The 25,486-nt window shown below is 60.3% G+C and carries 29 protein-coding genes and 2 pseudogenes; 15 read left to right on the top strand and 16 right to left on the bottom strand.

The window, feature by feature from the left end; translation table 11 throughout:
- Positions 1-72: 72 nt before the first annotated feature.
- Both K3555_RS07045 and K3555_RS07040 read right to left on the bottom strand, forming a co-directional pair.
- Positions 73-522 (bottom strand): phasin family protein, encoded by a 450-nt coding sequence (locus K3555_RS07045; protein ID WP_129371274.1) that lies wholly within the window; start codon positions 520-522, stop codon positions 73-75.
- 132 nt (positions 523-654) lie between these two features.
- Positions 655-2,457 (bottom strand): alpha/beta hydrolase, encoded by a 1,803-nt coding sequence (locus K3555_RS07040; protein ID WP_260007926.1) that lies wholly within the window; start codon positions 2,455-2,457, stop codon positions 655-657.
- 133 nt (positions 2,458-2,590) lie between these two features.
- On the opposite strand from K3555_RS07040, the gene phaZ reads away from it, so the two are divergent.
- Positions 2,591-3,865: a polyhydroxyalkanoate depolymerase gene (gene phaZ / locus K3555_RS07035; RefSeq protein ID WP_260007921.1), complete on the top strand. Its 1,275-nt coding sequence runs from the start codon at positions 2,591-2,593 to the stop codon at positions 3,863-3,865.
- Positions 3,866-3,869: 4 nt separating this feature from the next.
- Positions 3,870-4,442, top strand: coding sequence for a DUF6151 family protein (locus K3555_RS07030; RefSeq protein ID WP_259998370.1), 573 nt, complete (start codon positions 3,870-3,872; stop codon positions 4,440-4,442).
- Here the strand turns inward: K3555_RS07030 and K3555_RS07025 are convergent.
- The 3 genes from K3555_RS07025 to K3555_RS07015 all read right to left on the bottom strand — a co-directional run bounded on the left by K3555_RS07025 (position 4,439) and on the right by K3555_RS07015 (position 6,547).
- Entirely contained in the window at positions 4,439-5,164 is a 726-nt protein-coding gene (locus K3555_RS07025) for an alpha/beta fold hydrolase (protein WP_259998369.1), read from the bottom strand. The two genes, K3555_RS07030 and K3555_RS07025, sit on opposite strands and share 4 nt — an antisense overlap.
- 122 nt (positions 5,165-5,286) lie before the next feature.
- Positions 5,287-5,712, bottom strand: coding sequence for a VOC family protein (locus tag K3555_RS07020; protein ID WP_260007920.1), 426 nt, complete (start codon positions 5,710-5,712; stop codon positions 5,287-5,289).
- 85 nt (positions 5,713-5,797) lie between these two features.
- Positions 5,798-6,547, bottom strand: coding sequence for a carboxylesterase (locus tag K3555_RS07015; RefSeq protein WP_260007919.1), 750 nt, complete (start codon positions 6,545-6,547; stop codon positions 5,798-5,800).
- 132 nt (positions 6,548-6,679) lie between these two features.
- Between K3555_RS07015 and K3555_RS07010 the strand changes: the two genes are divergently transcribed.
- The gene (locus K3555_RS07010) at positions 6,680-7,687 is read left to right on the top strand and encodes a DUF4105 domain-containing protein (RefSeq protein ID WP_260007918.1); all 1,008 of its coding nucleotides are present in this window, start codon (positions 6,680-6,682) and stop codon (positions 7,685-7,687) included.
- 100 nt (positions 7,688-7,787) lie between these two features.
- Here K3555_RS07010 and K3555_RS07005 read toward each other — a convergent pair whose 3' ends face one another.
- Positions 7,788-8,036: a hypothetical protein gene (locus K3555_RS07005; protein ID WP_260007917.1), complete on the bottom strand. Its 249-nt coding sequence runs from the start codon at positions 8,034-8,036 to the stop codon at positions 7,788-7,790.
- A 280-nt stretch (positions 8,037-8,316) separates the two neighbouring features.
- Between K3555_RS07005 and thrS the strand changes: the two genes are divergently transcribed.
- The 5 genes from thrS to K3555_RS06980 all read left to right on the top strand — a co-directional run bounded on the left by thrS (position 8,317) and on the right by K3555_RS06980 (position 13,034).
- Complete coding sequence (thrS, locus tag K3555_RS07000) at positions 8,317-10,263, top strand: threonine--tRNA ligase (protein WP_260007915.1); 1,947 nt, start codon at positions 8,317-8,319, stop codon at positions 10,261-10,263.
- A gap of 221 nt (positions 10,264-10,484) precedes the next feature.
- Positions 10,485-10,790 carry a DUF2282 domain-containing protein gene (locus tag K3555_RS06995; RefSeq protein ID WP_259991403.1) on the top strand — a complete coding sequence of 102 codons (306 nt, stop codon included), beginning with the start codon at positions 10,485-10,487 and terminating at the stop codon, positions 10,788-10,790.
- A gap of 69 nt (positions 10,791-10,859) precedes the next feature.
- A complete protein-coding gene (locus K3555_RS06990; RefSeq protein WP_260007914.1) occupies positions 10,860-11,714 on the top strand; it encodes a DUF692 family multinuclear iron-containing protein in 855 nt (284 codons plus the stop codon).
- Positions 11,711-12,466 carry a DUF2063 domain-containing protein gene (locus tag K3555_RS06985; RefSeq protein WP_260007913.1) on the top strand — a complete coding sequence of 252 codons (756 nt, stop codon included), beginning with the start codon at positions 11,711-11,713 and terminating at the stop codon, positions 12,464-12,466. The genes K3555_RS06990 and K3555_RS06985 overlap by 4 nt, the downstream gene beginning before the upstream one ends.
- Positions 12,467-12,470: 4 nt before the next feature.
- Positions 12,471-13,034, top strand: a complete 564-nt coding sequence (locus K3555_RS06980; RefSeq protein WP_260007912.1) for a DoxX family protein — start codon at positions 12,471-12,473, stop codon at positions 13,032-13,034.
- Between the two features lie 74 nt (positions 13,035-13,108).
- On the opposite strand, the gene K3555_RS06975 is transcribed toward K3555_RS06980, so the two are convergent.
- Together K3555_RS06975 and K3555_RS06970 are read right to left on the bottom strand one after the other, a co-directional pair.
- Positions 13,109-13,468: a hypothetical protein gene (locus K3555_RS06975; protein ID WP_260007910.1), complete on the bottom strand. Its 360-nt coding sequence runs from the start codon at positions 13,466-13,468 to the stop codon at positions 13,109-13,111.
- A gap of 42 nt (positions 13,469-13,510) precedes the next feature.
- Positions 13,511-13,828 (bottom strand): ArsC/Spx/MgsR family protein, encoded by a 318-nt coding sequence (locus K3555_RS06970; protein WP_260007909.1) that lies wholly within the window; start codon positions 13,826-13,828, stop codon positions 13,511-13,513.
- 188 nt (positions 13,829-14,016) lie between these two features.
- On the opposite strand from K3555_RS06970, the gene K3555_RS06965 reads away from it, so the two are divergent.
- The gene (locus K3555_RS06965; RefSeq protein WP_027259410.1) at positions 14,017-14,223 is read left to right on the top strand and encodes a cold-shock protein; all 207 of its coding nucleotides are present in this window, start codon (positions 14,017-14,019) and stop codon (positions 14,221-14,223) included.
- A gap of 55 nt (positions 14,224-14,278) precedes the next feature.
- On the opposite strand, the gene K3555_RS06960 is transcribed toward K3555_RS06965, so the two are convergent.
- On the bottom strand, positions 14,279-14,758 hold the full coding sequence (locus K3555_RS06960) for a dihydrofolate reductase (protein WP_260007908.1): 480 nt from the start codon (positions 14,756-14,758) through the stop codon (positions 14,279-14,281).
- Positions 14,759-15,451: 693 nt separating this feature from the next.
- Entirely contained in the window at positions 15,452-15,664 is a 213-nt protein-coding gene (locus K3555_RS06955; protein ID WP_259991388.1) for a hypothetical protein, read from the bottom strand.
- A gap of 150 nt (positions 15,665-15,814) precedes the next feature.
- Between K3555_RS06955 and K3555_RS06950 the strand changes: the two genes are divergently transcribed.
- From K3555_RS06950 to K3555_RS06940, 3 genes are read left to right on the top strand one after another with little or no spacing between them, the layout of a single operon-like run.
- Positions 15,815-16,651, top strand: a complete 837-nt coding sequence (locus tag K3555_RS06950; protein WP_259991386.1) for an ABC transporter permease — start codon at positions 15,815-15,817, stop codon at positions 16,649-16,651.
- Positions 16,648-17,523, top strand: a complete 876-nt coding sequence (locus K3555_RS06945) for an ABC transporter permease (RefSeq protein ID WP_260007907.1) — start codon at positions 16,648-16,650, stop codon at positions 17,521-17,523. The genes K3555_RS06950 and K3555_RS06945 overlap by 4 nt, the downstream gene beginning before the upstream one ends.
- Before the next feature lie 3 nt (positions 17,524-17,526).
- A complete protein-coding gene (locus K3555_RS06940; RefSeq protein ID WP_260007906.1) occupies positions 17,527-17,967 on the top strand; it encodes an ATP-binding cassette domain-containing protein in 441 nt (146 codons plus the stop codon).
- Between the two features lie 338 nt (positions 17,968-18,305).
- Here K3555_RS06940 and K3555_RS06935 read toward each other — a convergent pair.
- The 3 genes and pseudogenes from K3555_RS06935 to K3555_RS06925 all read right to left on the bottom strand — a co-directional run bounded on the left by K3555_RS06935 (position 18,306) and on the right by K3555_RS06925 (position 20,585).
- A pseudogene (locus K3555_RS06935) lies at positions 18,306-18,986 on the bottom strand (transposase).
- Between the two features lie 90 nt (positions 18,987-19,076).
- Positions 19,077-19,490, bottom strand: a pseudogene (locus tag K3555_RS06930) (hypothetical protein); the annotation flags it as partial.
- 198 nt (positions 19,491-19,688) lie between these two features.
- Positions 19,689-20,585 carry a thymidylate synthase gene (locus tag K3555_RS06925; protein ID WP_259991383.1) on the bottom strand — a complete coding sequence of 299 codons (897 nt, stop codon included), beginning with the start codon at positions 20,583-20,585 and terminating at the stop codon, positions 19,689-19,691.
- A gap of 416 nt (positions 20,586-21,001) precedes the next feature.
- Here K3555_RS06925 and K3555_RS06920 point away from each other — a divergent pair, with 416 nt between their 5' ends.
- From K3555_RS06920 to K3555_RS06910, 3 genes are all read left to right on the top strand, one after another.
- Positions 21,002-21,922, top strand: coding sequence for a thymidylate synthase (locus K3555_RS06920; protein ID WP_259998305.1), 921 nt, complete (start codon positions 21,002-21,004; stop codon positions 21,920-21,922).
- A gap of 315 nt (positions 21,923-22,237) precedes the next feature.
- A complete protein-coding gene (locus K3555_RS06915) occupies positions 22,238-23,359 on the top strand; it encodes a surface lipoprotein assembly modifier (protein WP_260007905.1) in 1,122 nt (373 codons plus the stop codon).
- A 77-nt stretch (positions 23,360-23,436) separates the two neighbouring features.
- The gene (locus tag K3555_RS06910) at positions 23,437-23,865 is read left to right on the top strand and encodes a VOC family protein (protein ID WP_260007904.1); all 429 of its coding nucleotides are present in this window, start codon (positions 23,437-23,439) and stop codon (positions 23,863-23,865) included.
- A 289-nt stretch (positions 23,866-24,154) separates the two neighbouring features.
- On the opposite strand, the gene K3555_RS06905 is transcribed toward K3555_RS06910, so the two are convergent.
- The 3 genes from K3555_RS06905 to K3555_RS06895 form a co-directional block, all read right to left on the bottom strand.
- Positions 24,155-24,652, bottom strand: coding sequence for a MarR family winged helix-turn-helix transcriptional regulator (locus K3555_RS06905; protein WP_259991375.1), 498 nt, complete (start codon positions 24,650-24,652; stop codon positions 24,155-24,157).
- A 76-nt stretch (positions 24,653-24,728) separates the two neighbouring features.
- Positions 24,729-24,986 carry a succinate dehydrogenase assembly factor 2 gene (locus K3555_RS06900; protein ID WP_260007903.1) on the bottom strand — a complete coding sequence of 86 codons (258 nt, stop codon included), beginning with the start codon at positions 24,984-24,986 and terminating at the stop codon, positions 24,729-24,731.
- A 7-nt stretch (positions 24,987-24,993) separates the two neighbouring features.
- Complete coding sequence (locus K3555_RS06895) at positions 24,994-25,410, bottom strand: helix-turn-helix domain-containing protein (protein ID WP_259991374.1); 417 nt, start codon at positions 25,408-25,410, stop codon at positions 24,994-24,996.
- Between the last annotated feature and the right edge of the window lie 76 nt (positions 25,411-25,486).

Here is a 25,486-nt window from a genome sequence, read left to right as displayed (position 1 = left end):
GCCTTGCGGCCTGCCCTTTCTTACAGTCCGGCTCCGTCAGGGAGGAGAGCCAGGGCCGGTCTGTGGTCGATCTTACTTTGCAGTAGCCGAAGCTTTTTTCGCAGCGGAGGTCACTTCGTCGGTGGCCTTTTTCACAGCTGCGGTGGCTTCTTCGCCCATGTCTTTGCCGGCAGCCATCACCAGTTCAACGGTTTCCATCTGGACCTTCTTGGCGATCTCAGCAAAGGCAGCCATATTTTCAGCAGCCACTTCAGCGGAAGCAGAGGCGAAATCGGTTGCGGCTTTGGCATAGTCGGCCGGGTCGGCTTTGACTTTGGACACATCGCCCAGCTTGGAGATGGTTTCTTTGGTCCACTTGTTCGACAGCTCAGCGGATTTGCCGGCAGCGTCCAGCGCAACGGCGGACAGCTTCTCGTTCAGGGCTGCGGTGTTTTTGAAAACGTCTTCCATCGCTTTGGTGTCGACCGGGAATGCGCCCATGAAGTCTTTCATCATCGCGGTGAAGTCTTGGGTCTTTGCCATAGTTCTAATTCCTCAGAAAGCTGCAGCAGGACCATCCTGCGCTCTTAGCATGAGAGGAATATGCGTGCCGCACTGCAGCATTTCAAGGTTTTTAATGCTGCAGTGCAGAAAAAAATCGTAAATCCCGTCAAATCAACGGTTTGCCTTGACCCTTACATAAGACCCAGGAGCAGGCATCAAAGAAGGATAACCCGAATCCCCTGCTTCGCGGGCAGGAACCTGCTTGCCGGACCGCTTTTTCAGCCACTCATTCCAGCGCGGCCACCAGGAGCCTTCGTGGTATTCCGCCCCTGCCATCCAGGCCTCGCTATCGCCTTTCAGATCAGCATTGGTGTAATGGCCGTACTTCTTTTTGCTGGGCGGGTTGACGATGCCGGCGATATGGCCGGACTCCGACACAATGAAGCTTTTGCTGCGCGATCCCATCTGCTGCACGCCGCGGTAACAGTCTTTCCAGCGGGCGATATGGTCGGTCTCGCAGGTGATCGACATCAGCGGCACATCCACGTCCTTGATGTGCAGCTTGTGGCCCATCAGCTCAAACCCGTCGCGAACAAATTCATTGTTCTGGCACAGGCCCCGCAGATACTGCACCGCCATCCGGCCCGGCAGGTTGGCGCCATCACCGTTCCAATAGAGCAGATCAAAGGCCGGCGGCGTCTCGCCCATCATGTAGCTTTTGACGGCGGGACCATAGATCAGATCCTTGGACCGCAGGAATGACATGGTGCGTGCAATCACCCAGGAGCGCAGCAGCCCTTCCTCTTCCACCTGCGCCTCGATCCCGTCAACAAAGTCATTCTGCAGGAACGGGGTGAATTCGCCCTGATCGCCGAAGTCGGTCAGCGTGGTAAAGAAAGTCGCCGATTTCACCGAAGTGTCGCCGCGCTGCTTCAGCAAAGACAATGTCAGGCTCAGCGTGCTGCCGGCGATGCAGTAACCCACAGCGTTCACCTGCTTGACCTTGCAGATCTCCTTGGCGGTCTCAATCGCGGTCAGGATGCCTTCTTGGATGTAATCCTCCATCCCCACCTCGGCATGACTGGCATCCGCATTAACCCAGGAGACGACAAACAGGGTATAGCCCTGCTCGGTCACCCATTTGATCATGCTGTTCTGTGCCTTCAAATCCAGGATGTAGAACTTGTTGATCCAGGGCGGGAACAGGACAATCGGGGTCTCATGGACGGTTTCCGTCGCTGGCTTGTACTGGATCAGCTCCATCATCCGGTTGCGGTAAACCACATCCCCCGGGGTGGTGGCGATATTGCCGCCCAGCTCAAAGGCGCTCTCATCTGCCAGCCGCACCACCAACTCGCCATTGTTGGCTTCAAGGTCGGTGACCAGGTTCTCCAGCCCGTCGATCAGCGACTGGCCTTCGGTCGCAACGGCCTTTTCCAGCGCATCCGGGTTGGTGGGCAGAAAATTGGTCGGCGACATCATCTCGATGATCTGGTCGGCAAAATACGTCAGGCGCTGCTTGTCCTTGCTGTCCAATTCGTCCGCATCCTGCACCGCATTGCGGATCGCATCGGCGTTGGTCATGTATTGCTGTTTCACAAAGTGGAAATACGGACTGCTCTCCCACAGCGGATTCGAAAACCGGCGGTCCTTGGGGCTGCCATCGTTCGGACTGTCCATCTGTCCGGCCAGGGCCTTCTGCGCTTCGGCGAAATTCAGCACCGATTTGCTCCAGTATGCCACCTGCTGCTCCAGGATCTTGGCAGGGTTCTGCATCGCTTCGGTCCAATACGCAGTTGCTGCACGCGCATAAAGCTCTTGATTCGGACCGTCCAAAGCGGCGTTATGCGGGGTCTTCCGGGACATGACATCGGCCAGACGCTTAGTCAGCTCCTCAACACGGCTCATGTTTTCCTTAAGCTTTTCAATGCTCTCAGAATTGGGCGCTGCGGATAATTCGTCACTAGTTGTCATATAAAAGAATCCCTCATAGGCTTTCTGCTATGCAGAATACTCTTCTGCATTTTTCAGGGCAAAGCGGCGATTGGTCCAATGTTCCGGATTTGACGATCCGATGACGCAGGGGCAGAACCCGAAGGAGACACGCATGCGATACATGATGACCTACGATCTGATGGAGACCGTCCGGAACACCAACCAATGGTTGGGCGCAACCGCCCTTTCCATGGCATCTTACCCGGTCTTTTCCGCCTTGCCAAACCCTGCGCTCAGCTGGATGGCCGCCTGGGGTGAAGTGACGGAACGTACTTACCAGCGGATGGTGGTGAAACCGGACTGGGGCATCCGCACTTTCACCTGCGAAGACGGCAAGGACCATCTGGTGGACATCACCACTGTTGTCGAACGCCCGTTCGGCGATCTGATCCATTTCAAGGTCAACGGACGCGAGGAACAGCCGCGCAAGGTGCTGCTGGTTGCGCCGATGTCCGGTCATTACGCCACTCTCCTGCGGTCCACCGTCCAAAGCTTGATCGTCAATTGTGAAGTCTATGTGACGGACTGGCACAATGCCCGCGATATACCTGTTTCCGCTGGGAAATTCGACGTCGAGGATTACACGCTCTACCTCGTCGATTTCATGCGCGAAATGGGCCCCGACACCCATGTTGTCGCGGTCTGCCAGCCAGTGCCGCTGACCCTGGCCGCGACCGCTTATCTGGCCGAACAGGACCCCAAGGCGCAGCCGTCGTCGCTGACCCTGATCGGCGGCCCGGTGGACCCGGACGCCACCCCGACCGAGGTCACAGACTTTGGCCGGCGCGTCACCATGGGCCAGCTGGAGGAAACCATGATCCAGCGTGTCGGCTACAAAAACAAAGGTGTCGGGCGCAAGGTCTATCCGGGCCTGCTGCAGCTGTCCTCCTTCATGTCGATGAACGGCGAGCGCCACTCCAAGGCCTTCATGGACCAGATCCATCGCGTTTCCCGCGGCGAGGCTTCGGATCACGACGCCCACAACCGTTTCTACGACGAATATCTTGCCGTCATGGACATGACAGCCGAGTTCTACCTGTCCACCGTCGAGCGTGTCTTCAAAAGACGCGAGATCGCCCGCAACGAATTTGTGGTCAACGGCCACAAGGTCGATATCGGCAAGATCACCAATGTTGCGGTGAAAACTGTCGAAGGCGCCAAGGACGATATCTCTGCCCCCGGCCAATGCGTCGCGGCGCTGGATCTTTGCACCGGCCTGCCCGAAAGCATGAAGGCCAGCCACCTGGAGCCGGGTGCCGGCCACTATGGCATCTTTGCCGGCCGCAGCTGGCGCGACAACATCCGTCCGCTGGTGATTGATTTCATGAACGCAAACTGCCGCAAAAAACCTGGCCGCAAACCGGCCAACAAGAACACGGCTGCCTGACGGCATGGGCGGCGGGCTGGCGTTTTCCTGTAAGTGCGGGGCCCTGTGCGGCGAAGTTTCCGCACAGGGTGTAAAAAGCGGCACCCGCGTGGTCTGCTACTGCCCCGATTGCCGCGCCAATGAGCTGTACCACGGCCAGCCGGATCCGGCACCGGATCCGGTGGACCTGTTTCAGCTGGCACCGGACAGCATTTCCATCACCCAAGGCGCGACGCATCTGAAAGCGCTGCGCCTTGGCCCCCGCGGCCCGCTGCGCTGGTACGCCGCCTGCTGCGGCACCCCTTTTGCCAACACGCTGGCCAAACCCACGCTGCCCTTCGCCGGGATGCGCTCGGACTTGTTCGAAGATAAATCCGCACTTGGCAAAATCCGCGCCAAGGCTTTCCTCCCAGTCACGGGAAAACAGTCCCGGACCAAGGGCGGCGGAGTTATGGCCTGGGGCATCCTTAGCCGGATGATCACCTCTCGGCTGTCCGGCAAGTGGCGGGAAACGCCGTTCTTTAATGCACAAACAGGCAAACCGGTGGCTGAACCCGAATTGCTCAGCAAAGACCAGCGCGCAAAACTCTCCCCTTAAGAAACAGGCACCGCCAGCCAGTGCAGCAGCGCCCGGTTCACAGCATCCGGCTGTTCCAGCACCGGCATGTGCCCGGCTTCGGGGATCACCTGCAGCTGCGCATCCGGGATCAGCTGCGCCAGCAACTGGTGCTTGGCAACCGGGGTGATCGTGTCATGCTCTCCCCCCAAAACCAGAGTGGGAACATGCGCCCGCCGCAGCGTTGCCTGCTGATCCGGCCGCCGCTGCAGCGCGCGGGCCTGCGCCACATACATTTCCGGCCCCAGCTCCATCCCCATGCGGCAGAACAGATTGTGGACCTCCAGCCGTCCCGGCCCCGGCGCCAGCGCCTCCATCGGCAGGGTCTCGCGCAGCACATCCTCCAGCCGTCCGGTCCGGGCTGCTATGATATGCGGTTCCCGGTCGGCAGCCTGCTCCGGCGTCTCCGCCAGCGGGCTGGCCCCCATGATGCACAACCGGCTGATCCGTTCCGGTGCGCGGCGCAGCAGCTCCATCGCCAGGATTCCGCCCATCGACACCCCTGCCAGGGAAAACCGCGGCGGCAGGTGTGCCAGCATCCGGACGGCGATCTTTTCCACTGTGTCGCCGCCCGCCAGCGGCAGCACCATAACAGGCATACTGCCGGAAAAACTCCGGACCTGAGCATCAAAAATCCGGCCGTCGCACATCATCCCCGGCAGCAGAACCAATGGTTCGCGGCACGGTTGCTGGTCATAAGGCATATCCTGCCCTCGCGGTTTGCCTTCCACCCGATGTTTCAACTCTGCGGAGAACCGCCCCCGGGATCAAGACAAACCTCCCGGCGGCAGGGATTTAGAAAGCTGCTGCCGCCGCGGTGCCACGTCTAGTAGCCATTCCAGCAAAAAGCGCCATTCCCGGCCAGTTCTGAAAACGGGTTGAACGCGATTTCCCAAATATGCCCGTCCGGGCTGCGGAAATAGCCGTGATGCCCGCCCCAGAACACATCCTGCGCAGGTTTCAGAACCTCTGCGCCAGCCGCCTCCGCTGCCGTCAGCAGCACAGCCACGTCCTCCTTGCTGCGGGTATTATGGCTCAGCGTCACCGCACCGGTGCCCAGCTCCGCTTCCGGCAGGCCTATTTCGGCTGCCAGCGCTGCCAGCGGATACAGCCCCAAGGTCTGCGAGATCAGATCAAAGGCAATCACCCCGTCTGGGCTTTCAGCACGCTGCCACCCCAAAGCTTCGTAAAAGGCAGCAGCCCTTTCCATGTCCGGCACACCCAGCGTAATCAGGCTAACTCTCTGTTCCATGAACCAATCCTTGCACTTTCAACCACTCTGCTATGCCCGCTGCATCAGCCGTCAGGCCGCTCCAGCGCGCGCCCAAACCGCCGCATCAGGTGCCGCCCAGAACATCCAGCACCGCGTCTTCCATCATCTTCAGGCAAACCTCGTCCGAAAACCGGTGGTCGGCATCTTTCACCAGGCTGAGCCGCATATCCGGGCAGGTCGCGTGATCCATCAGCCGCAGCGCGGTTTCCGTCGAAACAGCCGTATCCGCGGTCCCCTGCAGGCAGCGGACTTTGAAGGGCAGGAACAGCGGCGTGCGCAGAACCAGCCGCTTGCGGCCATCTTCGATCATCCGCTTGGAGATATGATAAGGCTCCATGTAATCACTGGGCAGCTCCACATAGCCTTGGGCCTCCAGCTCAGCCTTCTGCGCATCCGAGAAATTGGCCCAATACCCATCCTCGGTGAAATCCGGCGCCGCAGCGATGGTCACCAAACCCTTGATCCGTTCCGGCATTTCGCGCGCCAGCAGCAGTGCCTGCCAGCCGCCCATCGACGAGCCCACCGGCACGATGTCCCCTTCGGTAAGCTGCGCCACCGCCTCCAGCGTGTCTTCATGCCAGTCACCGATACAGCCTTCCTCAAACCTGCCCGAGCTTTCGCCGTGGCCGGAGTAATCGAACCGCAGAAACGCCAGCCCGCGCGCCTTGGCCCAGGCTTCCAGGTGCACCGCCTTGGTGCCTTCCATGTCGGATTTCAGCCCGCCCAGAAACACCACGCACGGCCCCTGCCCTTCGCTCTTGTGATAGGCAATCCGGCGGCCCTGGGCGGTCTCGAGGAAAGATGTGGCGGGCATGTCTTTGGTCTCCTGTCCTTTTCCCTAAGATGTGGCATGGCAGCGCCTGCCCCGCAAGCGCCGGCACTCCCTGCTTGCAAGCCCCCCGCCTGCCTCCTTATGGTCCGCGAAAATTTTCAAGGGACCTTGGGCATGTTCAGACTCATTAAGGGCATTGCGATCGCCACCGCCATTCTGGCCGTGGCACTGGCCACCGCCTGGGCCGCCCTGGCGCTGTGGTACCGGCTGCCTTTTGGCACACTGCCGCGCGGCCTGCTGGCAGGCGGGTTTGCCTTCCTGGGCCTCACCGTTACTGCCGGCCTGTTCCGCAGGCGTGCCTTGCGCGCGCTGACCACCTTCACGCTGGCGCTGGCCGCAGTGATCTTGTGGTGGTCCACCCTCACACCGCCGGACGCGCGCAACTGGTCCCCCGACGTGGCCCGTCAGGTCACCGGCCGGGTGGAGGGCGACACTCTCACGCTCACCGATGTGCGCAATTTCGCCTGGCAATCCCCTGGCGACTTCAACGAAAGCTGGGAGACCCGCAGCTATGACCTGACCACGCTCAACACCGTTGATCTGTTCATGTCCTATTGGGCCGGTCCGCAAATGGCGCATATGATCGTCAGCTTCGGCTTTGAAAACGGCGATCATATCGCCTGGTCGGTCGAGGTGCGGCGCCAGCTCGGCGGCGGCTTCTCACCCATTGCCGACCTGTTCAAATCCAACACCCTGGTGATCCTGGCCGCTGATGAACGCGACGTGGTCGGCACCCGCACCAACGCCCGCGGCGAAAACGTACAGCTGTTCCGCATTGACGTCAGCCCCGAGACCGCCCGCGCCTTGCTGATGCAATATGTCGGCGCCGCCAACAGCCTTGCCGCCCGGCCAGAGTGGTACAACTCGCTCACCACCAATTGCACCACTGTGGTGATGACAATGATCCGCGCCTTTGCTGATGAGGTACCGCTGGACTGGCGGGTGCTGGCCAACGGCTATCTGCCGGATTATGCGTGGGAACAGGGCGTGCTGGACCAGACCCGCACAGTCAATGAACTGCGTGCCTTGGGCAGCATTACCCCGATCGCCCAGGCCCACGGCGTGACCCCGGACTTTTCCGCGGTGATCCGCGAAGGCATCCCTGCTTTTACATCGAACTGATCCAGCTTCTTTCTGGTCAAAAACACCCCGGGGAGCGCGAGGGGCCGGCCCCTCGCATCTTTTCTGCGGCAGGTGAATCAGCAAGCGCCAATTGGCATAGTCACAAAGCTGCAGCAGCCGGGCTGGAAACGGTTTTCTGCATACTTAAGCGCCCCAGCAAATCCTGTATCCGGGTCAATGCCTCTCCTGTCAGCCGTGCCTTTTCCCGGCTCGGCCCGCCTTCGACATGCGCGCAATGCTCATAGGATAGACGGCGCTGCGACAGGATCTCCCGTGACTGGCACAGCGCGGTTTCAATCAGGTCCACATCTTCAACTGTCAGGTCAAAGTTCGGGTTCGGGCGGGTCATCGGAACACTCCTGGTATGTCCATTGGGCCTAAGATTTCAGCCACACTGCCCCGGATTCGCTCCCATGACAACATTTTTCTTGTTGTTTTTCAAATGCTTACCGGTATACATATATGTGCAATCGCATGCATTGGCACACAAAGGAATTTTCCAGGGCAAAAACAGACACATGCAAACCTGTCTTGACTTGCCCCTGCATTGACAGCAATACGCACAGACCAAACACATACCCGCAACCGGGCGTTCAGTGGGCGCCAAACCGACGAGGAGCAGCCAGACAATGGCCCAAATCTCTCTCACATTCCCCGATGGCAATGCACGATCTTATGACGCAGGCGTAACCCCTGCGCAGGTGGCTTCCAGCATTTCCACCTCGCTGGCCAAAAAGGCCATCTCCGCCACCGTCGACGGCCAGCACTGGGACCTGCAGTGGCCGATTGATGCTGACGCCGCCATCGCCATCCACACCATGAAGGACGAGGTTCAGGCGAACGAGCTGATCCGCCACGATCTGGCGCACGTCATGGCCCGCGCGGTGCAGGAGATCTGGCCCGACACCAAGGTCACCATCGGCCCGGTCATTGAAAACGGCTGGTACTACGACTTTGACCGCGCCGAGCCCTTCACCCCCGAAGACCTCGGCACCATCGAGAAGAAGATGAAGGACATCATCAACAAGCGTGATGAGGTCCGCACCGAAGTCTGGGACCGCCCCCGCGCGATCCAGTATTACACCGACCTGGGTGAGCCCTATAAGGTCGAGCTGATCGAGAGCATCCCCGGCGACGAGCCGCTGCGGATGTACTGGCACGGCGGCTGGCAGGATCTGTGCCGCGGCCCGCACCTGCAGCACACCGGCCAGCTGCCCGGCGATGCCTTCAAGCTGATGTCGATTGCAGGCGCCTACTGGCGCGGTGACTCGTCGCGCCAGATGCTGCAGCGGATCTACGGCGTTGCCTTCACCGGCAAGGAGAAGCTGAAGGCCCACCTGCACATGCTGGAAGAGGCCGCCAAGCGCGACCACCGCAAGCTGGGCCGCGAGATGGACCTGTTCCACATGCAGGAAGAGGCCCCCGGCCAGATCTTCTGGCACCCCAACGGCTGGAAGATCTACACCCAGCTGCAGGATTACATGCGCCGCCAGCAGGAAAAGGGCGGCTATGTCGAGGTGAACACTCCGCAGGTCGTCGACCGCAAGCTGTGGGAGGCCTCAGGCCACTGGGAAAAATACCAGGAAAACATGTTCATCGTCGAAGTCGACGAGGAGCACGCCCGCGAAAAAGCGGTGAACGCGCTGAAGCCGATGAACTGCCCCTGCCACGTGCAGATCTTCAACCAGGGCCTCAAATCCTACCGCGATTTGCCCCTGCGCATGGCTGAATTCGGCTCCTGCAACCGCTATGAGCCCTCGGGCGCGCTGCACGGCATCATGCGGGTGCGCGGATTTACCCAGGATGACGGCCACATCTTCTGTGCCGAAGACCAGATCGAATCCGAGACCGCGGAATTCATCACCTTCCTGTCGAAGGTCTACACCGATCTTGGCTTCGAGAAGTTCTCGGTCAAATTCTCAGACCGCCCGGAAAAGCGCTCCGGCTCGGATGAGGTCTGGGACAAGGCCGAGGCTGCCCTGCTGTCCGCTACCCGCGCCGCCGGAATCGAACCGGAACTGAACCCGGGCGAAGGCGCCTTTTATGGCCCCAAGCTGGAGTTTGTGCTGACTGACGCCATCGGTCGTGACTGGCAGTGCGGCACCCATCAGGTGGACTTTGTTCTGCCCGAACGTCTGGATGCCACCTATATCGGCGCCGACGGCGCCAAGCACCGCCCGGTCATGCTGCACCGTGCAACCCTTGGTTCGTTTGAACGCTTCATCGGCATCCTGATCGAAGAGCACGCGGGCAAACTGCCGTTCTGGCTGGCCCCGCGCCAGGTTGTCGTGGCCTCGATCACCTCGGACGCGGATGACTATGTGCAGGAGGTTGTTGCCAACCTGCAAAAGGCCGGTGTGCGCGCCGAGGCCGACATCCGCAACGAGAAGATCAACTACAAGGTCCGCGAACATTCGGTGGGCAAGGTGCCGGTCATTCTCGCCATCGGCCACCGCGAAGTGGAGGAGCGCACCGTCTCGGTGCGCCGTCTTGGCGAAAAGCAGACCAGGGTCGACTCCCTGGAAAATGTTACAAACGCGCTGGCGGCGGAAGCCACCCCGCCGGACCTTCTGTAACATTTCACGCGCAGAACAGCATCAGCGGCCCCCAATCGGGGGCCGTTTTGTTTCAAACGCAGGCAAAAAGGCTTGAAATCAGCTCTTTACCCGGCGTTCCGCTCTCACATACGCTGACGCAGGCGTGAGACACGGCCTCGTGACTTAAAATCCCGGAAACCTCAGGTTAGTGTTTGCCTGTCATCACGACACCGCATGTTAAACCGAAAGGAATTCACGAGATGTCGAACACCGCAAAATCCCTGGCCGTTGCAGGCGCCGTTGCTGCCGCTCTGACCGCCGCTTCGACCATGCCCGCTGCCGCCGCCACCAAGGAAAAGTGCTACGGCGTTTCGCTGGCCGGCCAGAATGACTGCGCCGCCGGTCCCGGCACCACCTGCGCCGGCACCTCGACCACCGACTATCAGGGCAACGCCTGGACATTGGTTGACGCCGGTACCTGCGCCGGTCTTGAGCTGCCGGCCATGGCCGACGGCACCGCACGCAGCGGCTCGCTGGAGCCGCTGGAACGCGACCTGCCGGCATAAGCGCCGCTTGAATTCGGGGGCGGGAGTGTGAATTCCCGCCCTTTTTTGCACCCGGAAACAGGACTTCCCATGCTTGACGCCGCTGCACAAAACAGGCTGCCCGCCGCCCCTGGCGTTGGCTACAAGCCGCAGCATTTCGCCCAGATCACAACGGATCCGGGCGCTGTCAAATGGCTGGAAATCCACGCGGAAAACTACATGGGGGACGGCGGCCGCCCGATTGCGCAGCTACGCCACCTTGCCGAAGATTTTGCCATGTCGGTGCATGGCGTGGGCCTTTCCATCGGCGGCGAAGGACCGCTGGACGCAGACCATCTGGCCCGGCTCAAGCATCTGGTGTCCTGGCTGAACCCCGCCAGCTTCTCCGAGCATCTGGCCTGGTCCACACACGACAGCCATTTCTACAACGACCTGCTGCCGCTGCCCTATACGGACGCCAGCCTGCAGCGGATCTGCGATCACATCGGCCAAGTGCAGGACACCATCGGGCGGCGGATGCTGCTGGAAAACCCCTCCAGCTATCTCGCCTTTACTGAGAGCACCTGGTCCGAGCCTGAGTTCCTGGCTGAGATATCCCGCCGCACTGGCTGCGGGCTGCTGCTGGACGTGAACAATGTCTTTGTCTCGGCCACCAACCTCGACTTCTCTCCGCAGGGCTATATCGACGCCTTTCCGCTGGGCAAGGTGGGTGAAATCCACCTCGGAGGCCATGACGAGGATCAGGATGAGCACGGCCATCCCCTGCTGATTGACAGCCATGGTGCCGCGGTGGTGGATCCGGTCTGGGCGCTGCTGGATTACACCCTCGCCAAATCCGGCCCCAAGCCGGTGCTGATCGAATGGGACAACGACGTGCCGGACTGGCCGGTGCTGGCAGCCGAGGCCGCCCGCGCCGCAACCGCGCTGGAGCGCATCCCGGCATGAGTGTATCCCAGGCAGATTTCACCCGTGCCATGATGGATGCGGGCCAACCGGTGCCGGATGGGCTGGTGGATCATCAGGACCAGCCCGCCGGGCGCCGCTTCAGCGTCTACCGCAACAATGTGGCCGTCTCCCTGACCGAAGCCATGCACAGCGCCTTCCCGGTGATTGCCAAGCTTTTGGGCAAACAGAACATGGACGGGCTGGCCGGTATCTACTTGCGCCAGCATCCGCCGTCGTCGCCGCTGATGATGTTCTATGGCGACCACTTCCCCGCCTTCCTGGAGGGTATGGAGCAACTCAAGCACCTTGGTTATCTGGGTGATGTGGCCCGGCTGGAACTGGCCCTGCGCCGCGCCTACCACGCCGCAGATGCCGCGCCCGTTCCACCCGAGGACCTTGGCGCCTTGACGCCCGGGGACCTGATGAACACGCGCGTGGCCCTGGCGCCCGCGGTGCAGCTCCTGCGCTCGCCCTGGCCCATTCATGGCCTCTGGCTTTACAATACCGAAGACAGCGCGCCCAAGCCGCAAGCCCAGGCGCAGGATGTGCTGATCACCCGCCCCGAATTCGATCCCATTCCCCAGCTCCTGCCGCCCGCGGGCGCACACTGGATCCGCGCCCTGACAAAGGGCGCCAGCATCGGCGAAGCCTTGGAACAGGCCGCCGCCGAAGACGAAACATTCGACCTGGGTGCCACGCTGACTCTGCTGTTGCAGGGCGGCGCGATCACAGGACTGGACAGCAAAGGGTAAGACCATGCACGCACTTGTCTCCATTCACAACGCAGTTTTCGACCTGGTGGAAAAGGCCGGCGACTGGCTGATGCCGCTCGCGGCGCGTTTTGTCTTCGCCTCCACACTGCTGCTGTATTACTGGAATTCCGGCCTGACCAAGCTGGGCGATGGCATCCTTGGCTTGTTCAGCCCCTCGATCGGTGCCTACAGCCAGATCTTTCCGAAACAGCTGGAGGCTGCGGGCTATGACGTCTCGCAATTCGGCCTGTTCCAGAAACTGGTGGTGCTTGCAGGCACCTACGCCGAGTTTATCCTGCCGCTGATGATCGTGATCGGCCTGGCCACGCGCCTGGCGTCTTTCGGCATGATCGGTTTTATCATCGTTCAGTCCTTGACCGACGTCGTCGGCCACGGTGCCACCGATGACAAGACACTTGGCGCGCTGTTCGACCGCTTCCCGGATGCCGTGATCCTGGATCAGCGGCTGTTCTGGATCTTCGTGCTGACCTATCTGGTGGTGAAAGGCGCAGGCGCCCTGTCGGTGGATGCGCTGCTGCGCCGCCGGATGGAGCCCGCAATCGCCTGACCCCGCCCGCCCTGACAGAATAAAGGCGCCCTGCCCCGGCAGCGGCGCCCTTTTTCATTTGACAGCGGCGTACCTTAGAAATGCGCCTTGGGTTCATCGGGCTTCCCGGCTGCCAGCGCCATCAGCCCGGCCGCCGCGGCAAAGCTAAGCGGGAAGATGGTAAAGACGTTAAGGCCGAACCCTGCATATATCCCCGCAGCTGATCCCAGCAGCAGGACCCCGCCCCACAACGCCCGCGCCCGCGCCATCGCACCGCCGGCAATCGCCAGAAGCGGCGACAGCAGCCGCAGCTGCTCCACGTTAACGACTTGTTCAGCCAGCCCTTCGATCTCGCCGAAATGCTCCACCGCCGCAGTGTAGCCATAGCCGAAAAAGCCCACGATCATGCCGAAAACACCGGCGATGACCCCCAATACCAGGGCTGCGTTGCGCATAATGCCTCTCCCTAAATTGACGGTAACGACATAGGCAGCGGTTTAAGATCCGCCAAGTGCCACCTGCACGTTCTGATCCCAGCCCAGGAATAATTCCCCGTCCCGGTCGATCAGCGGCCGCTTCATCAATGCAGGATGTTCCCGCAACAGGGCCAGCGGTTCGCTTGCCCGATCCTGCTCGCTCAAACCACGCCACGTGGCAGACCGCGTATTGACCAGTTTCGCACCAAATTGTGCATAAGCCGCCTCCAGCAGCCCTTCTGGCATGCCGCTTGTGCGGATATCGATCAGAGTTGAGTTTTCAATACTCTTCAAAGCCTTACGGCAGGTATCGCAGTTTTTCAGCCCGTAGATTTTCATAAATCCTCCATCCTCCGCGGGAACCTCACACAATTTATGGTAGAATGCGCCGGTTTCTCTTGATTTTCGAGCAGCCCGTGTAAAACTTAAAGTTGTCCGGCCTTGCCTCACTCGCTTCAGACAACGGGACGGGCCGGATGTCTTGGGAAGCCTCAAGGCGACGTGCAAAGTAGAAGGAGACGCGGGAAATGCCAAGTGGCACCGTGAAGTGGTTCAACACCACCAAAGGGTATGGGTTTATTGAACCTGATCAAGGCGGCAAGGATGTGTTTGTGCACATTTCCGCGGTGGAACGGTCGGGCATGGCCGGCCTCGCGGACAATATGAAGGTCGGCTACGAGCTGTCCGAAGGCCGCGATGGCCGCCAAATGGCCGCAGAGCTGAAAGAGCTTTGACCGATTAATCTGCACTGCGCCCGGGATCAGACTGGGCGCAGGCAAAGACCGCCCGTCAGGCCCGCCGCAGATACTCAGCCATCACACAAGCCGGATCGCTGCCGCGCAGAACCGTTTCCCCGACCTTGGCCCACTCGTCTGCCTGAAACTCCGGAAAAAAGGCATCTGCATCCTCGATGGTCAGATCCACTTCGGTGACAAGCAGCCGGTCGGCCATTTCCAGCATGCCGCGGTAAATACCTTCGCCGCCAATGCCATAGACCCGGCGGTAGCCCTGCGCATAGGCCTCCTGCACCGCCGCCCCGATCGACGGCAGCACATTCTCTGCCGCCTGCGGGTTGGACGACACCACCAGATTGAGCCGGTTCTTCAGCGGTTTCACCGGCAGGCTGTCCCAGGTATTGCGGCCCATAATGATGGCGCCGCCCAGGGTCTCGCGCTGAAACGCTTTTAAATCCTCAGGCGCAAACCACGGGATATCATTGTCCTTGCCAATGGCCCCGTTGCGCGCCCGCGCAGCGATCAGAGTAATCATAAGTGTCTTCCTTGCTGTTCAAAGTGCAACCGGTGCCTTGACGTCCGGACCGGGATCATAATTCAGAATCCAGAAATCACCGTAGGTGAAATCGAAGAATGCGCCGGCCTGCCGCTTGATCGGCAAATGACGCATATTCTGAACGGTTTTCCGGTCTCCTTCGAATTGGCGATTGCCGCCATGGCCCCATCCCGCGTCTGCGCTGGTCCGCTCTTCCTCTGAAGAATGCCTGCCACAGCCCGCACCCTGTCTGTCAGCCCTTCCAGCGCCCCGGCCGCCTCGATCTGATCAAACCGGACTTTTGCGTGTTTGCGTTTCATAGCCGCCGGTTTGTGCATGAGCAAGCGCGGCTGGAGAGAGAGAGGGCGGATTGGCTGGTGCGGCCTGTGCGGGATTGCTGCCGGTTGATGCCGGTTCGGCGGAATGCATCCGGGGCCGGGCGGCTGCAGCTGCATAACAGATGCAAGTTGGCGGGGAGGCCGGATGCTGGCACAGTTTCGCGCTCATTTTTGCAAGCAGCCTGCATCCCGCATAAAAACCATCACCTGAATCCGGAGCTGGATCCGGGCATTGCCACCGAATTTGCGCGGCTCGAAGATGCCAAGGTTACCGGGCCTAACACCAGGACCCTCCAGCTGAGCGCACCGTCTCCGTCGTATTAGTCTGTAATTTTAGCCGGCACCTCCAGCACCATCATTCCCAAGGCCGCGGCGGAAGCTTCGGACAGGTATTTTGAGGCGGCACGGTCGTCCGGCTGGATTTTGCCAACACCGCCAACCGGGTATCACCGCGCAGGACATTCACGCAGTGCTTTGTGAAACCAGCTTGATTGCCGAACTGATCGGCCAGGACAAGGGGACCTTCCGGAACAGCGATGAAATCCACACTGCCGACCTGCAATTGCATCAGAAATTCTGAACCGGCAATCCCAACGGGATCTGCACGATGCAGTAATTTGTCCCGGACCTGCCCGCCCGGATTTTTCTTCCAAGGAGCCGCCGGCGTGCTTGGTTATATTCTCCGCCGCACCTGTCATGGGGCGATCCTGCCAGCGCGATGCTGGGCCCACGGGCGACGCCAGCCATCAAGGCCGAGTTTGCCGAGCGGCTGGGGCTGGATCAGCCAATGCCAGTGCAGATCGTGAAGTATCTGGGGTCAGTGGCCCAGGGCGATCTGGGCACCGATCTGCGCAGCCGCCGCCCTGTCAGCGAAGTGCTGATGGCGCATCTTCCGCATACTGTGCAGCTGATCACGGCAGCGATGCTGCTGGCAGCAGGCCTGGGCATCCCGCTGGGCTGCCTGGCGGCGGTGCGCCGCAACGGGCTGTTTGACCGGCTGATCGGATTGCTGTCGGTCAGCGTCATCGCGGTGCCTTCGGTGATCATTGCAATCTACGGCATGCTGCTGTTTTCCGCCCGGCTGGGCTGGCTGCCTGCCATCGGCGCGGGCGAAGGCGGCTTTGGTTCTACGCTGCACCACCTGATCATGCCAGCCGTCGCAGTTGGCATCGGCTGGGTCGGCTACCTGGCGCGGCTGGTGCGCGCCTCGATGATCGAGGTGCTGTCGGCAAATTACATCCGCAACGCCCGCTCTTTTGGCCTGACCGAGCCACGCATCATCTCCCGCTATGCGCTGCGGGTGGCGGTGGCACCGACCATTACCGTGCTGGGGGTCGGGGTCGGCTACATGCTGGGCAGCGCGGTCTTTGCCGAGATCGTCTTTGCCCGGCCCGGCATCGGCAAGCTGATGTATGACGCGGTGATCCTGCGCAACTACCCGGTGACACTTGGTGCGGTGCTGGCCTCCAGCGCGCTGCTGATCGCCGCCACCACCGCCGCGGACATCCTCAACGCCATCATCGATCCCCGTTTCAAGGAAGGCCAGGAGCAATGACTGCGGTAGATATTCAACCCGTCTCCAAGCCGGTGCGCCCCGGCGGGTTCACCCATCTGGCCCGCGATCCGATGGGTATGCTGGGGCTGCTGCTGGCGCTGCTGCTGATCCTGTCGGCGCTGCTGGCCCCCTGGATTGCGCCCTATGGACCAAACGCAATGGACATCCCCTCCAAGCTGCAGGGGCCAAGTGCGGCGCATTGGCTGGGCACGGATCAGCTGGGCCGCGATGTGCTGTCCCGGGCGATCTATGGCGGGCGGATCGCGCTGAGCGTGGCGCTGATTTCCACCGCGCTGTCGGTCATCCTGGGTGGCATTCTGGGCATGATGGCGGCGATGGGGCCGCGCTGGCTGGACTATGTGCTGACGCTGGGGTTTGACACCGTGCGCGCCTATCCGGTGATCATCCTGGCGCTGGCCATCGGGCCGATCTTTGGCGGCGGTATGGTTGTGCTGGTCGGGCTGCTGGTCGCAACTTCGGTGCCCTATTACGGGCGGATCATGCGGGCTTCGGTCATGGCGCAGGCCAATGCCGAATATGTTGAAGCGCTGCGCGCTATAGGCGCCGGCCGCATCCGCATCGTGGCCCGCCACATTCTGCCCAATGTGATCGGCCCGGTTCTGATCGTCGCCTCAATGGATATTCCCACCTTCATCGCCGCCGAGGCGGGCCTCAGCTTCCTTGGCGTGGGTGTTAAGCCGCCCGCCTCAAGCTGGGGTTTGATGCTGCAGGACGGGTTTGATTTTGTCGGCCACACGCCCTGGCTGGTGGTGGCGGGGGGGATCCCCTTGGTGCTGGCGACCCTTGGCTTCACCTTCCTGGGCGAAGCGCTGCGCGATGCCTTTGACCCGAAACTTGGCGGAAAGGGCTGAACCATGGCGGATATGCTTCTGAAAGTTGACGGCCTCGCCGTGCGCTTTGGTCCCATTCAGGCGGTGAAATGGGTGTCTTTCACGCTGCAGAAGGGCCGCACCCTGGGCATTGTCGGTGAAAGCGGTTCCGGAAAATCCACCCTGCTGTGGGCGCTGACCCGGCTGCTGCCGGATGCCGCCACGCTGAATTCAGGCGAGGTCTGGTTTGACGGTATGGACCTGCTGCGCCAGCCGCCGGACCGGATGCGGGCGCTGCGCGGCACCCGGATTTCATACATCTCGCAGGACCCGATGACATCGCTGGCGCCGGGTCTGACCATCGGCCAGCAGATGATCGATCTCCTGTACCGCGAGCCTTGGTCCAAGCGTGAGAAATGGCAGCGCGCCATAGACGCGCTGGATTGGACCTGTCGCGGTTTTGTGCTCCCCAAGTGCTCGTTTTAGCCACCTTCCGTTCAAAAGCGACTGGGCTTTTCCAGCTCAATGCTGAGTGGCAGCGTCGCGGATTATAGAAGCCGTGTGTGGATGCCCGGTTTGATGCAAGAAGTTTTTCAGAGGGGTATGGAACCTATGATCAGTTGCAGTCGTGTGTCCGGCCTTTGATTACAGCTTTTGACACGCCGCTGGCCTGTATGGTGACCGTGGATTGGGTCCAAATCGTTGATGCAGGCACGAGGCTCCTGGCTTCCACCTGGTTTCCCCGCCCCCGTCATATGACCGTTGTTCCTTACTCTCCTTCGACTTTCTCACATCCCCGGCCCTTCCAGCACTCGGCTTGATGACTATGCTGCCAGTGCCGGAATTCTATAGGTTTCGTTTTTGGTTGTTAGGGCCCAAACGATCCGGGCCAATTTATTGGCCAGAGCTGTAGCCGCCAGCATGCGTAGTTTTCGGGCGAGCATTCTGGCCAGCCACGATCCAACGGGCGGCCTTTCCGGATAGCCCGCCGAATTACCGCCATTGCACCGGTAATCAACAGTCTTCGAATGTCCCGCTGACCTGTTTTCGAGCTTCGCCCAAGGATGTGTCGGCCGCCGGCCGGTTTTTGTCGTGACACCAGCCCGCACCAAGCAGCAAATTCCCCGCCGTTTGCAAACTCTTCCATCGCAGGCGCAAAGGCCTGAATGGTTGGCGCACACATGGGGCATCTTTGGACATGAAGCTGCTTCAGCAATTACTTTCGCATCAATTGCATCGTTCTTTTACCGCGTCACAAACGGTTTGACGCAGATCGGAGGAATGAGCCGCACCTCATGGCCCAGCCGGCCAATCCCGCGGCCCCAATGATGCGGAGTGGCGCAGGCTTCCATCGCAACGATACACCCAGACTGTCCAGCCAGAAATGCTAGGCGCTATGGACGTGAAAGCTTCTTGCGGAGAATCACAGTGCCGTCATGTGCAGCACCGTGAAGCTGGTAGCTTCGTTTCCCCAAATCAATTCCGATTATGCTAACATTCTCCACGGGCACTCTCCCCTTGCTTGACAGTTCAAACCTCAGTCATTCTGGCACATCGCGATGCCGCCGGGTGGGGCATCCACTCCATCATTGATAGTTCGGCGCGTCTGCCATGAAGTTCCGGTCCGGCAGGTTGGGCGCGATGTTAAACTTGTAGCCGCTGACCGTCGTGACCTTGTGCTTGCCGCCTTTGCACCACGGATATGCCGTTGTGGCGCATCCATTGCCCGGCAGGTGATCTGGCAAAGCCCAATCTGCCGGGAGGCGGCTACCCACACGGCGGTGGCCGGCATCCAAACCGGTCTCCTTCAGCTCTTCAATCATTCTTGGCCTGCCATAGCTGCCCAGGCCGAGACGCGGCTGTTCTTCCCCTCACGTGCATTTTCAATGTACTGCCAGGCAGCGGATGGGCGCCGGCGTCACCATTTCAACCCGCGGCCTGCGGCTGGCCGGGCGGTTGCGAAAGGCCCGCAATCCGCGCGTGCTGAAACCAGCAACATGGCACAAGCGTTTGGCCGGTTGTCCCGGTGGATGTGATGCCAACCATCCAAGGCGCAGTGGCCCGTCAGGATTTGACCGGCCGCCGGCAGACACAAAGCCACCGGGAAAGCCGGGACGTATCCCCCTGCCCTTCCTGGCAGGCTTGGATCCGGCTGCGGCAGCCCGTGGCTGCCCCGCGGGGAACCAGCCCTTTCAGCCGGTTCAACTTTACACCGCGACGTCGGCCTTGATGTGAGGATGAGGGTCGTAACCTTCGACTTCAAAGTCCTCAATCCGGTAGTCGTCGATACTCTCAGCACGTTTGGTCAGCGAAATTTTCGGCAAAGGACGGGGCTCACGTGCCAGCTGCTCGCGCGCTTGATCGAAATGATTGCGATAAAGGTGCACATCCCCGCCGACCCAAACCAATTCACCGGGGCGAAGCCCCGCTTGCTGCGCTAGCATCAGCTGCAGCGCGGAAGCCCCCACATAGTTGAAGGCCGCCCCCAGCAGCAAATCGACCGATCTCTGGAACAGAAGGCAATTCAGGCGCCCGTCAGAGGTCACGTGATACTGATAGACCATATGGCAGGGCGGCAGCGCCATCTCTCCCAGTTCTGCAACGTTCCAGCCGTGGAACAGCAGACGCCGGCTCGCAGGGGTTTCGCGCAGCGAGCGGATCAGCGTCCCGATCTGGTCATGTTCACGGCCATCAGATCCCATCCAGCGCCGCCACTGTTTCCCGTATACAGGACCAAGCTCACCCCATCGGGCGGCAAAGCCGTCGTCCTCGGTAATCCTGCGCTCAAAGTCCTGTTGCGTGATGTCTTCGCCTGTTTCGCGCCGATAGGCCGCCAGCGGCCAGTCTGTCCAGATCCGGACATTTTCCCGCAGCAGCGGCTGAATATTGGTGCCCCCGGTCAGGAACCAAAGCATTTCCTTGATTGCGGTTTTCCAATAGACACGCTTGGTCGTCAGAATAGGCGCAGTGCCATCCGACAGATCAAAGCGGACCATGGCGCCGAACAGCGAGCGGGTGCCGACCCCTGTTCTGTCAACCCGCTCGTCCCCGTATTCAAGGACTCGTTCGATCAGGTCCAGGTACTGGTATTCCGGGTGCCGCATGCCTCTGTCTCCACATTTTTTTGCCATCAACAGAAACCTGCGTGGCAACCCTTTTCAATCATAATGAATAACACGTGCCAGGCGACAGCTCATTCTTCTGTCCCAAGAACGTTCCACAACGCTTTGTGAAACAGAAAGCCGCGGCGCCGGCCCAGATACAGATGCATGGCTGCTTTCCTCGATTTACACCCGGAATTCACACCCCGGCATATCGGCTGCGCCATCAAGCGCCAAGATCAAAAACACCTCCGCGCCGTTCCTTTCATACAACATATGCGCAGCCTGGCTTGAATTGGAGCTACATGCAGGTAGCGTATCCGCCACGGTTGCGTCCAAATGCCAACGGCTCAATTGACAACAGGCCAGCCTGGACCGAAGGTGGCGCAAAACGATAAAACAAATTGAGGTAGAGACAGATGAGGCGCTATTGGCTAGGGCTCGCGGCAGCGTCCGTGCTGTCCGCATGCGGCGGGGGCAATCCGTTCATCACGACGACGGGTGACCCCACAGATGATCCGGCCACCACCATCCCCGAAGCTCTGGCAAATGACCTCGAGAGCGTCGATTATGATCCAGGCAACCAAACACTGACTGTTACTGGTGTCGGCCTGGATGAAACGCCCTTTACCGCGACTTATGTCCGCAAGCCTGCTTTGGACCGCAATGGCTACGAGGCCTATGCCGTTCAGGACAACGCACTGACCGAGCATTCGACTGCCTATGTGCGTCAAACCGAAGGCGGTTACGCTGCTGTCGTTGTGACAGGCGGACAGTTCGGCACTTACCAGGGCGGTACGACCTACGGGCGCACCGGCAGCTTTACCGCTCCAGATACGGACACGGGGGCCGGCGGTATCGTCAGCTATGCCGGCACCTACGTGGGCCTGTTGAACATCGATGGCGACGGCGGCGACTTGCTCACCCCGGCTCCCGGCACCGACCCTTCAATTCTCCCCGGCCAATCCGCAGAAGTTACCGGTGATGTCTTCATCAATGCCGACTTCACACAAGACAGTGAAGTCAAAGGCCGGATCTACAACCGTCGGATCACTGACCTGCCTGCAACAGCCGTCGAGGATCTGACCCTCATGAACACGGCGATAACGTCAGACGGCTCATTTACAGGCGCTGTCAATGCTGGAGGCACAAGTGTGGGCGAATACGGCGGCGTCTTTTCGGGTGCAGATGCCGCAGCGGTGGCAGGCTCGGTCCACGCGACAAGCCATATTGAAGCCTTTTCGGGGAATACTCCCCCAATTGAGGAGTACGGGGTCTTTGTACTCGGCTCTTGCGATGGTGCCAGTCCCGACCCGGTCTGCAACCAGCCTGACCCTTAAACCATGCGCAAGGCCACCGCGGCTCTCTTTGGGCTGGCCCTGGCAACGGCCCAGCCCCATGCGCAAGAAACACCAGCGCCGCAGATGCATCTGTCGGTCCAGCAAGGGCACGCGTTAGGTGCGCATGCGCTGAACTCCGGCAACCCCCGGCTGGCCTTGCGGATCGCCAGCGCCCTGCTGCAGGCCGACCGCAAAAACCATGCGGCCTGGCACCTGCAGGCAGCCGCCCATGCCAAAAACGGCCAACCTGGCGAAGGCCGGAAATCCGCCGCACGCGCCTTCCGCTTTGCACCGGACGGCGCTGCAAAGTACCAGATGGCGCAGCTTGCTTCCCGCCTGGCTTTTCAAAGCGGCAGCCCGACTCTGTCGCAATACTGGCTGCGCCGCACTGCCGTGTACGCCCCCGATGACAAGGCCGAGACCCTGATCGCCAAGGATTACAAGACCCTCCGGCGCATAAATCCGTGGTCCTTCCGGCTAAGCGGCGGGGTAAAACCATCAAATAATGTCAACGGCGGTTCGGATGCAGCCACGCAGGAGATTGACGGGCTCTCCTCCCATCTCAACAGGCTTGGGCCAAGAGCCGTTGCGCTATCAGGTGTTACCGGCACGCTGGACGCAGGCATCAGCCGCCGCTTGAGGCAAAACGAAACAAGCCTGACGTCCTTAAGCGGCCGTCTTTATATTCAGCGTGTGGCTCTGTCGTCCAATGCCAAGGCAAAGGCCGCTGAATTGGCCGGGCAAACTGGTACAACGGTGCCGCGAAACTCCGAATTCGGCTCCACTTATGGTGAAATCACCTTAAGCCATGCTTTTGCCGCTGGCCCCAAGAACAAGGGTGGCAGCGCCCGGATTTCCGTGACCAGTGCAACTTCCTGGTATGGCGGGGAACGGAACTATGATCTGGCAAAGCTGACCGCTGCGCGCAGTTGGGCACTATCACCTCAGATGCGTTTCACTCTTGATGGGAGCGCCGAACACCGCCTGAATCCTCGGTATGCCTCTTTGGACGCCGATGTGTTTGGCTTAGGCGCCTCGCTCTCCCGGAAACTGGCCAATGGTGACAACCTGAACGTCACACTTGGCCTGCGCGATACCCAGGCGGAAAGCGACAGCTCCACTACGAAATCCGCAACACTCAGGGTCGGCTATACCTTTGGTCAAAAGGTAGGACCGGTTAAGGTCAGCACTGGGCTGATCCTAGGGGCCGCCGACTACCCCATCTACATCTTCAACAATGGAACAGACTGGGTTCCTATTCCTGGCGGACGGCAGGACCATTCCGCTTACGCCGATTTGAACCTATTTTTTGAAGACTATGACTATGCCGGTTTTGCGCCGATGCTGCGATTGCGTGCCGGAAAGAAATTCTCAAACCATAGCCGCTTTGAAAGCTCGGAATTCTCTGTCTCCCTGGGCATTGAAACAAAATTCTGAGAGCGCCTTGGCGCTTTCGCTGGCCTTTGTGCACCGCCCCGGTAAAATCCCTTCAAACATAGACAGGAAAATCCGCCATGCCCCTTACATATCTGCACACCATGGTCCGGGTGAAGGATCTGGAAAAATCGATGGCCTTTTACACGCTTCTGGGCCTGCGCGAGACCCGCCGCTGGGAAAATGAACAGGGCAGGTTCACCCTGGTCTTCATGGCCCCGCCGGGACAGGAAGAGACACCGCTGGAACTGACTTGGAACTGGGACGGCGATGATGCGCTGCCTGATGACAGCCGTCATTTCGGGCATCTCGCCTATGGTGTCGATGATATCTATGCGGCCTGCCAGCACCTGATGGACAATGGCGTCACCATCAACCGCCCGCCCCGCGACGGGCATATGGCCTTTGTCCGTTCCCCCGACAATGTGTCAATCGAACTGCTGCAAAACGGTGAGCCACTGGCACCAGCAGAACCCTGGGCCGGCATGGAAAACACCGGCAAGTGGTAGGGTAACACCCCGTTCCGCAACGCAGAAAACCCGGCGCAGCACCGGTTTGGTGCTGCCCGTTCCATGCGGCCTCTGCAGCCGCTTATTGATTTCCTGCAACCCTCAAACCCGGTAACAAGGGCGGCCGCTTCTGCAGCCGTCTGCCATGGACCTTCATGCGGATCCTGGCGCTTTGCCCCTCTATACGTCCAGAGCACGGTTTCCCCTCATGCCCTGTCTGCGGCCCGCCGGTGTTTTCCCGGCTTTTGCGGCCCGTTGCCCGCTGGGATTTCACACCCCAACCGGCGGCTTAGTAAATATAGCGGATCTGGTCAGACCAATACCGCTCCATCCGCTTCAGCGCGGTGGAGATATCGTCGATCCCTTGGGAGGAGATCACATCCTTGTTCTCCAGGCCTTCCGCATGGCGCGAGAACAGCGCTGAGACGATATCGCGGATTTCCCGGCCCCGCTGGGTCAGGCGGACGCGCACCGACCGGCGGTCGATCTCGCAGCGCTGATGGTGCATATAGCCCATCTCGACCAGCTTCTTCAGATTATAGCTGACATTGCTGCCCTGATAGTAGCCGCGGGTCTTCAATTCCCCGGCGGTCACTTCATTGTCGCCGATGTTGAACAGCAGCAGCGCCTGCACTGCGTTGATCTCCAGCACGCCGACGCGTTCGAACTCATCTTTGATGACGTCCAGCAGCAGACGATGAAGGCGCTCAAGCAGACCCAGCGCCTCCAGGTAGCCAGTCATGAACCCTTTGCGGTCCGTCTGGCCGATTGGCATTTCCATACTCATTCGCATCTCCGACTCGAATTTGCTCTTGAGACAAGATGCCAACAATTCCCCAAAAATCAGTTAAGCCGGTATTTTACTATTTTTGGTACGTTTGCGATATATCGGCAACCAGGGTGCGGAACCGCTCTTGCGGTGCCGCCTGACCGGTGACCCATTGATACAGATCCTGATCATTCTCAAGCAGCAGCTGATCATAAAGATCCAGCTGCGCCTCGTCCATCTGCTCAAGATTCGCGGCTGCAAAGGCCGACAGCAGGATATCCATTTCCTTGATACCCCGGCGCATCGAACGCATCTGCAGCCGCTTCAGACGGGTGGCACGGTCTTCCTGCATCCCGGTCTCAGGCAGCTTCAGTTGCCTGGCTGTCATTGACTTGCAGCAGGGTCCGCAGTTTTTTCTCCAAACGCGCCGCACGATCTGCATTCTGGCGCATCTCGCTGCGCAGATCGCGCAATTCGCTCAGAACACTTGCGAAGTCACCAGCGTCCAGCTCCAGCGGCGCCGGTTCCGACATGCCTTCGCCTTCGCCGGTCAGCAGCCACGACATGGAGACGTTCAGCACACCCGCCAGCATGGTCAGCTTGTTGGCACGCGGTTCTGCCAGATCCCGCTCCCAAGCGCTGAGAGTGGATTTCTTGATGCCAAGCCGGCGCGCCAGCTGGCCCTGGGTCATCCCGGCAGCTTCCCGTGCGGCCGCCACGCGGTCGCCGAAAGTTGCTGCATCCGGACCGTACCAGTCTGTGTTCTGCTCCGTCATTGCCAGTTCTCCTAAATCCAGTTTCGACGCGGCTTGATCGCCATCTAGCCGCACCCTATGACAGTTATGCGAAACA

The sequence above is a fragment of the Leisingera sp. M527 genome, from assembly GCF_025141525.1.
In the GTDB taxonomy this organism is placed as follows: domain Bacteria; phylum Pseudomonadota; class Alphaproteobacteria; order Rhodobacterales; family Rhodobacteraceae; genus Leisingera.
The sequence above is the reverse complement of the archived record's forward strand: the minus strand, read 5'-3'. Positions and strand labels throughout refer to the sequence as shown.

Bases quoted from the DNA above. Each gene is read 5' to 3' on its own strand.
- K3555_RS07045 (WP_129371274.1), bottom strand. From the start codon at position 522: ATGGCAAAGACCCAAGACTTCACCGCGATGATGAAAGACTTCATGGGC.
- K3555_RS07040 (WP_260007926.1), bottom strand. From the start codon at position 2,457: ATGACAACTAGTGACGAATTATCCGCAGCGCCCAATTCTGAGAGCATT.
- phaZ (WP_260007921.1), top strand. From the start codon at position 2,591: ATGCGATACATGATGACCTACGATCTGATGGAGACCGTCCGGAACACC.
- K3555_RS07030 (WP_259998370.1), top strand. From the start codon at position 3,870: ATGGGCGGCGGGCTGGCGTTTTCCTGTAAGTGCGGGGCCCTGTGCGGC.
- K3555_RS07025 (WP_259998369.1), bottom strand. From the start codon at position 5,164: ATGCCTTATGACCAGCAACCGTGCCGCGAACCATTGGTTCTGCTGCCG.
- K3555_RS07020 (WP_260007920.1), bottom strand. From the start codon at position 5,712: ATGGAACAGAGAGTTAGCCTGATTACGCTGGGTGTGCCGGACATGGAA.
- K3555_RS07015 (WP_260007919.1), bottom strand. From the start codon at position 6,547: ATGCCCGCCACATCTTTCCTCGAGACCGCCCAGGGCCGCCGGATTGCC.
- K3555_RS07010 (WP_260007918.1), top strand. From the start codon at position 6,680: ATGTTCAGACTCATTAAGGGCATTGCGATCGCCACCGCCATTCTGGCC.
- K3555_RS07005 (WP_260007917.1), bottom strand. From the start codon at position 8,036: ATGACCCGCCCGAACCCGAACTTTGACCTGACAGTTGAAGATGTGGAC.
- thrS (WP_260007915.1), top strand. From the start codon at position 8,317: ATGGCCCAAATCTCTCTCACATTCCCCGATGGCAATGCACGATCTTAT.
- K3555_RS06995 (WP_259991403.1), top strand. From the start codon at position 10,485: ATGTCGAACACCGCAAAATCCCTGGCCGTTGCAGGCGCCGTTGCTGCC.
- K3555_RS06990 (WP_260007914.1), top strand. From the start codon at position 10,860: ATGCTTGACGCCGCTGCACAAAACAGGCTGCCCGCCGCCCCTGGCGTT.
- K3555_RS06985 (WP_260007913.1), top strand. From the start codon at position 11,711: ATGAGTGTATCCCAGGCAGATTTCACCCGTGCCATGATGGATGCGGGC.
- K3555_RS06980 (WP_260007912.1), top strand. From the start codon at position 12,471: ATGCACGCACTTGTCTCCATTCACAACGCAGTTTTCGACCTGGTGGAA.
- K3555_RS06975 (WP_260007910.1), bottom strand. From the start codon at position 13,468: ATGCGCAACGCAGCCCTGGTATTGGGGGTCATCGCCGGTGTTTTCGGC.
- K3555_RS06970 (WP_260007909.1), bottom strand. From the start codon at position 13,828: ATGAAAATCTACGGGCTGAAAAACTGCGATACCTGCCGTAAGGCTTTG.
- K3555_RS06965 (WP_027259410.1), top strand. From the start codon at position 14,017: ATGCCAAGTGGCACCGTGAAGTGGTTCAACACCACCAAAGGGTATGGG.
- K3555_RS06960 (WP_260007908.1), bottom strand. From the start codon at position 14,758: ATGATTACTCTGATCGCTGCGCGGGCGCGCAACGGGGCCATTGGCAAG.
- K3555_RS06955 (WP_259991388.1), bottom strand. From the start codon at position 15,664: ATGCAATTGCAGGTCGGCAGTGTGGATTTCATCGCTGTTCCGGAAGGT.
- K3555_RS06950 (WP_259991386.1), top strand. From the start codon at position 15,815: ATGCTGGGCCCACGGGCGACGCCAGCCATCAAGGCCGAGTTTGCCGAG.
- K3555_RS06945 (WP_260007907.1), top strand. From the start codon at position 16,648: ATGACTGCGGTAGATATTCAACCCGTCTCCAAGCCGGTGCGCCCCGGC.
- K3555_RS06940 (WP_260007906.1), top strand. From the start codon at position 17,527: ATGGCGGATATGCTTCTGAAAGTTGACGGCCTCGCCGTGCGCTTTGGT.
- K3555_RS06925 (WP_259991383.1), bottom strand. From the start codon at position 20,585: ATGCGGCACCCGGAATACCAGTACCTGGACCTGATCGAACGAGTCCTT.
- K3555_RS06920 (WP_259998305.1), top strand. From the start codon at position 21,002: ATGAGGCGCTATTGGCTAGGGCTCGCGGCAGCGTCCGTGCTGTCCGCA.
- K3555_RS06915 (WP_260007905.1), top strand. From the start codon at position 22,238: ATGGCGCAGCTTGCTTCCCGCCTGGCTTTTCAAAGCGGCAGCCCGACT.
- K3555_RS06910 (WP_260007904.1), top strand. From the start codon at position 23,437: ATGCCCCTTACATATCTGCACACCATGGTCCGGGTGAAGGATCTGGAA.
- K3555_RS06905 (WP_259991375.1), bottom strand. From the start codon at position 24,652: ATGAGTATGGAAATGCCAATCGGCCAGACGGACCGCAAAGGGTTCATG.
- K3555_RS06900 (WP_260007903.1), bottom strand. From the start codon at position 24,986: ATGCAGGAAGACCGTGCCACCCGTCTGAAGCGGCTGCAGATGCGTTCG.
- K3555_RS06895 (WP_259991374.1), bottom strand. From the start codon at position 25,410: ATGACGGAGCAGAACACAGACTGGTACGGTCCGGATGCAGCAACTTTC.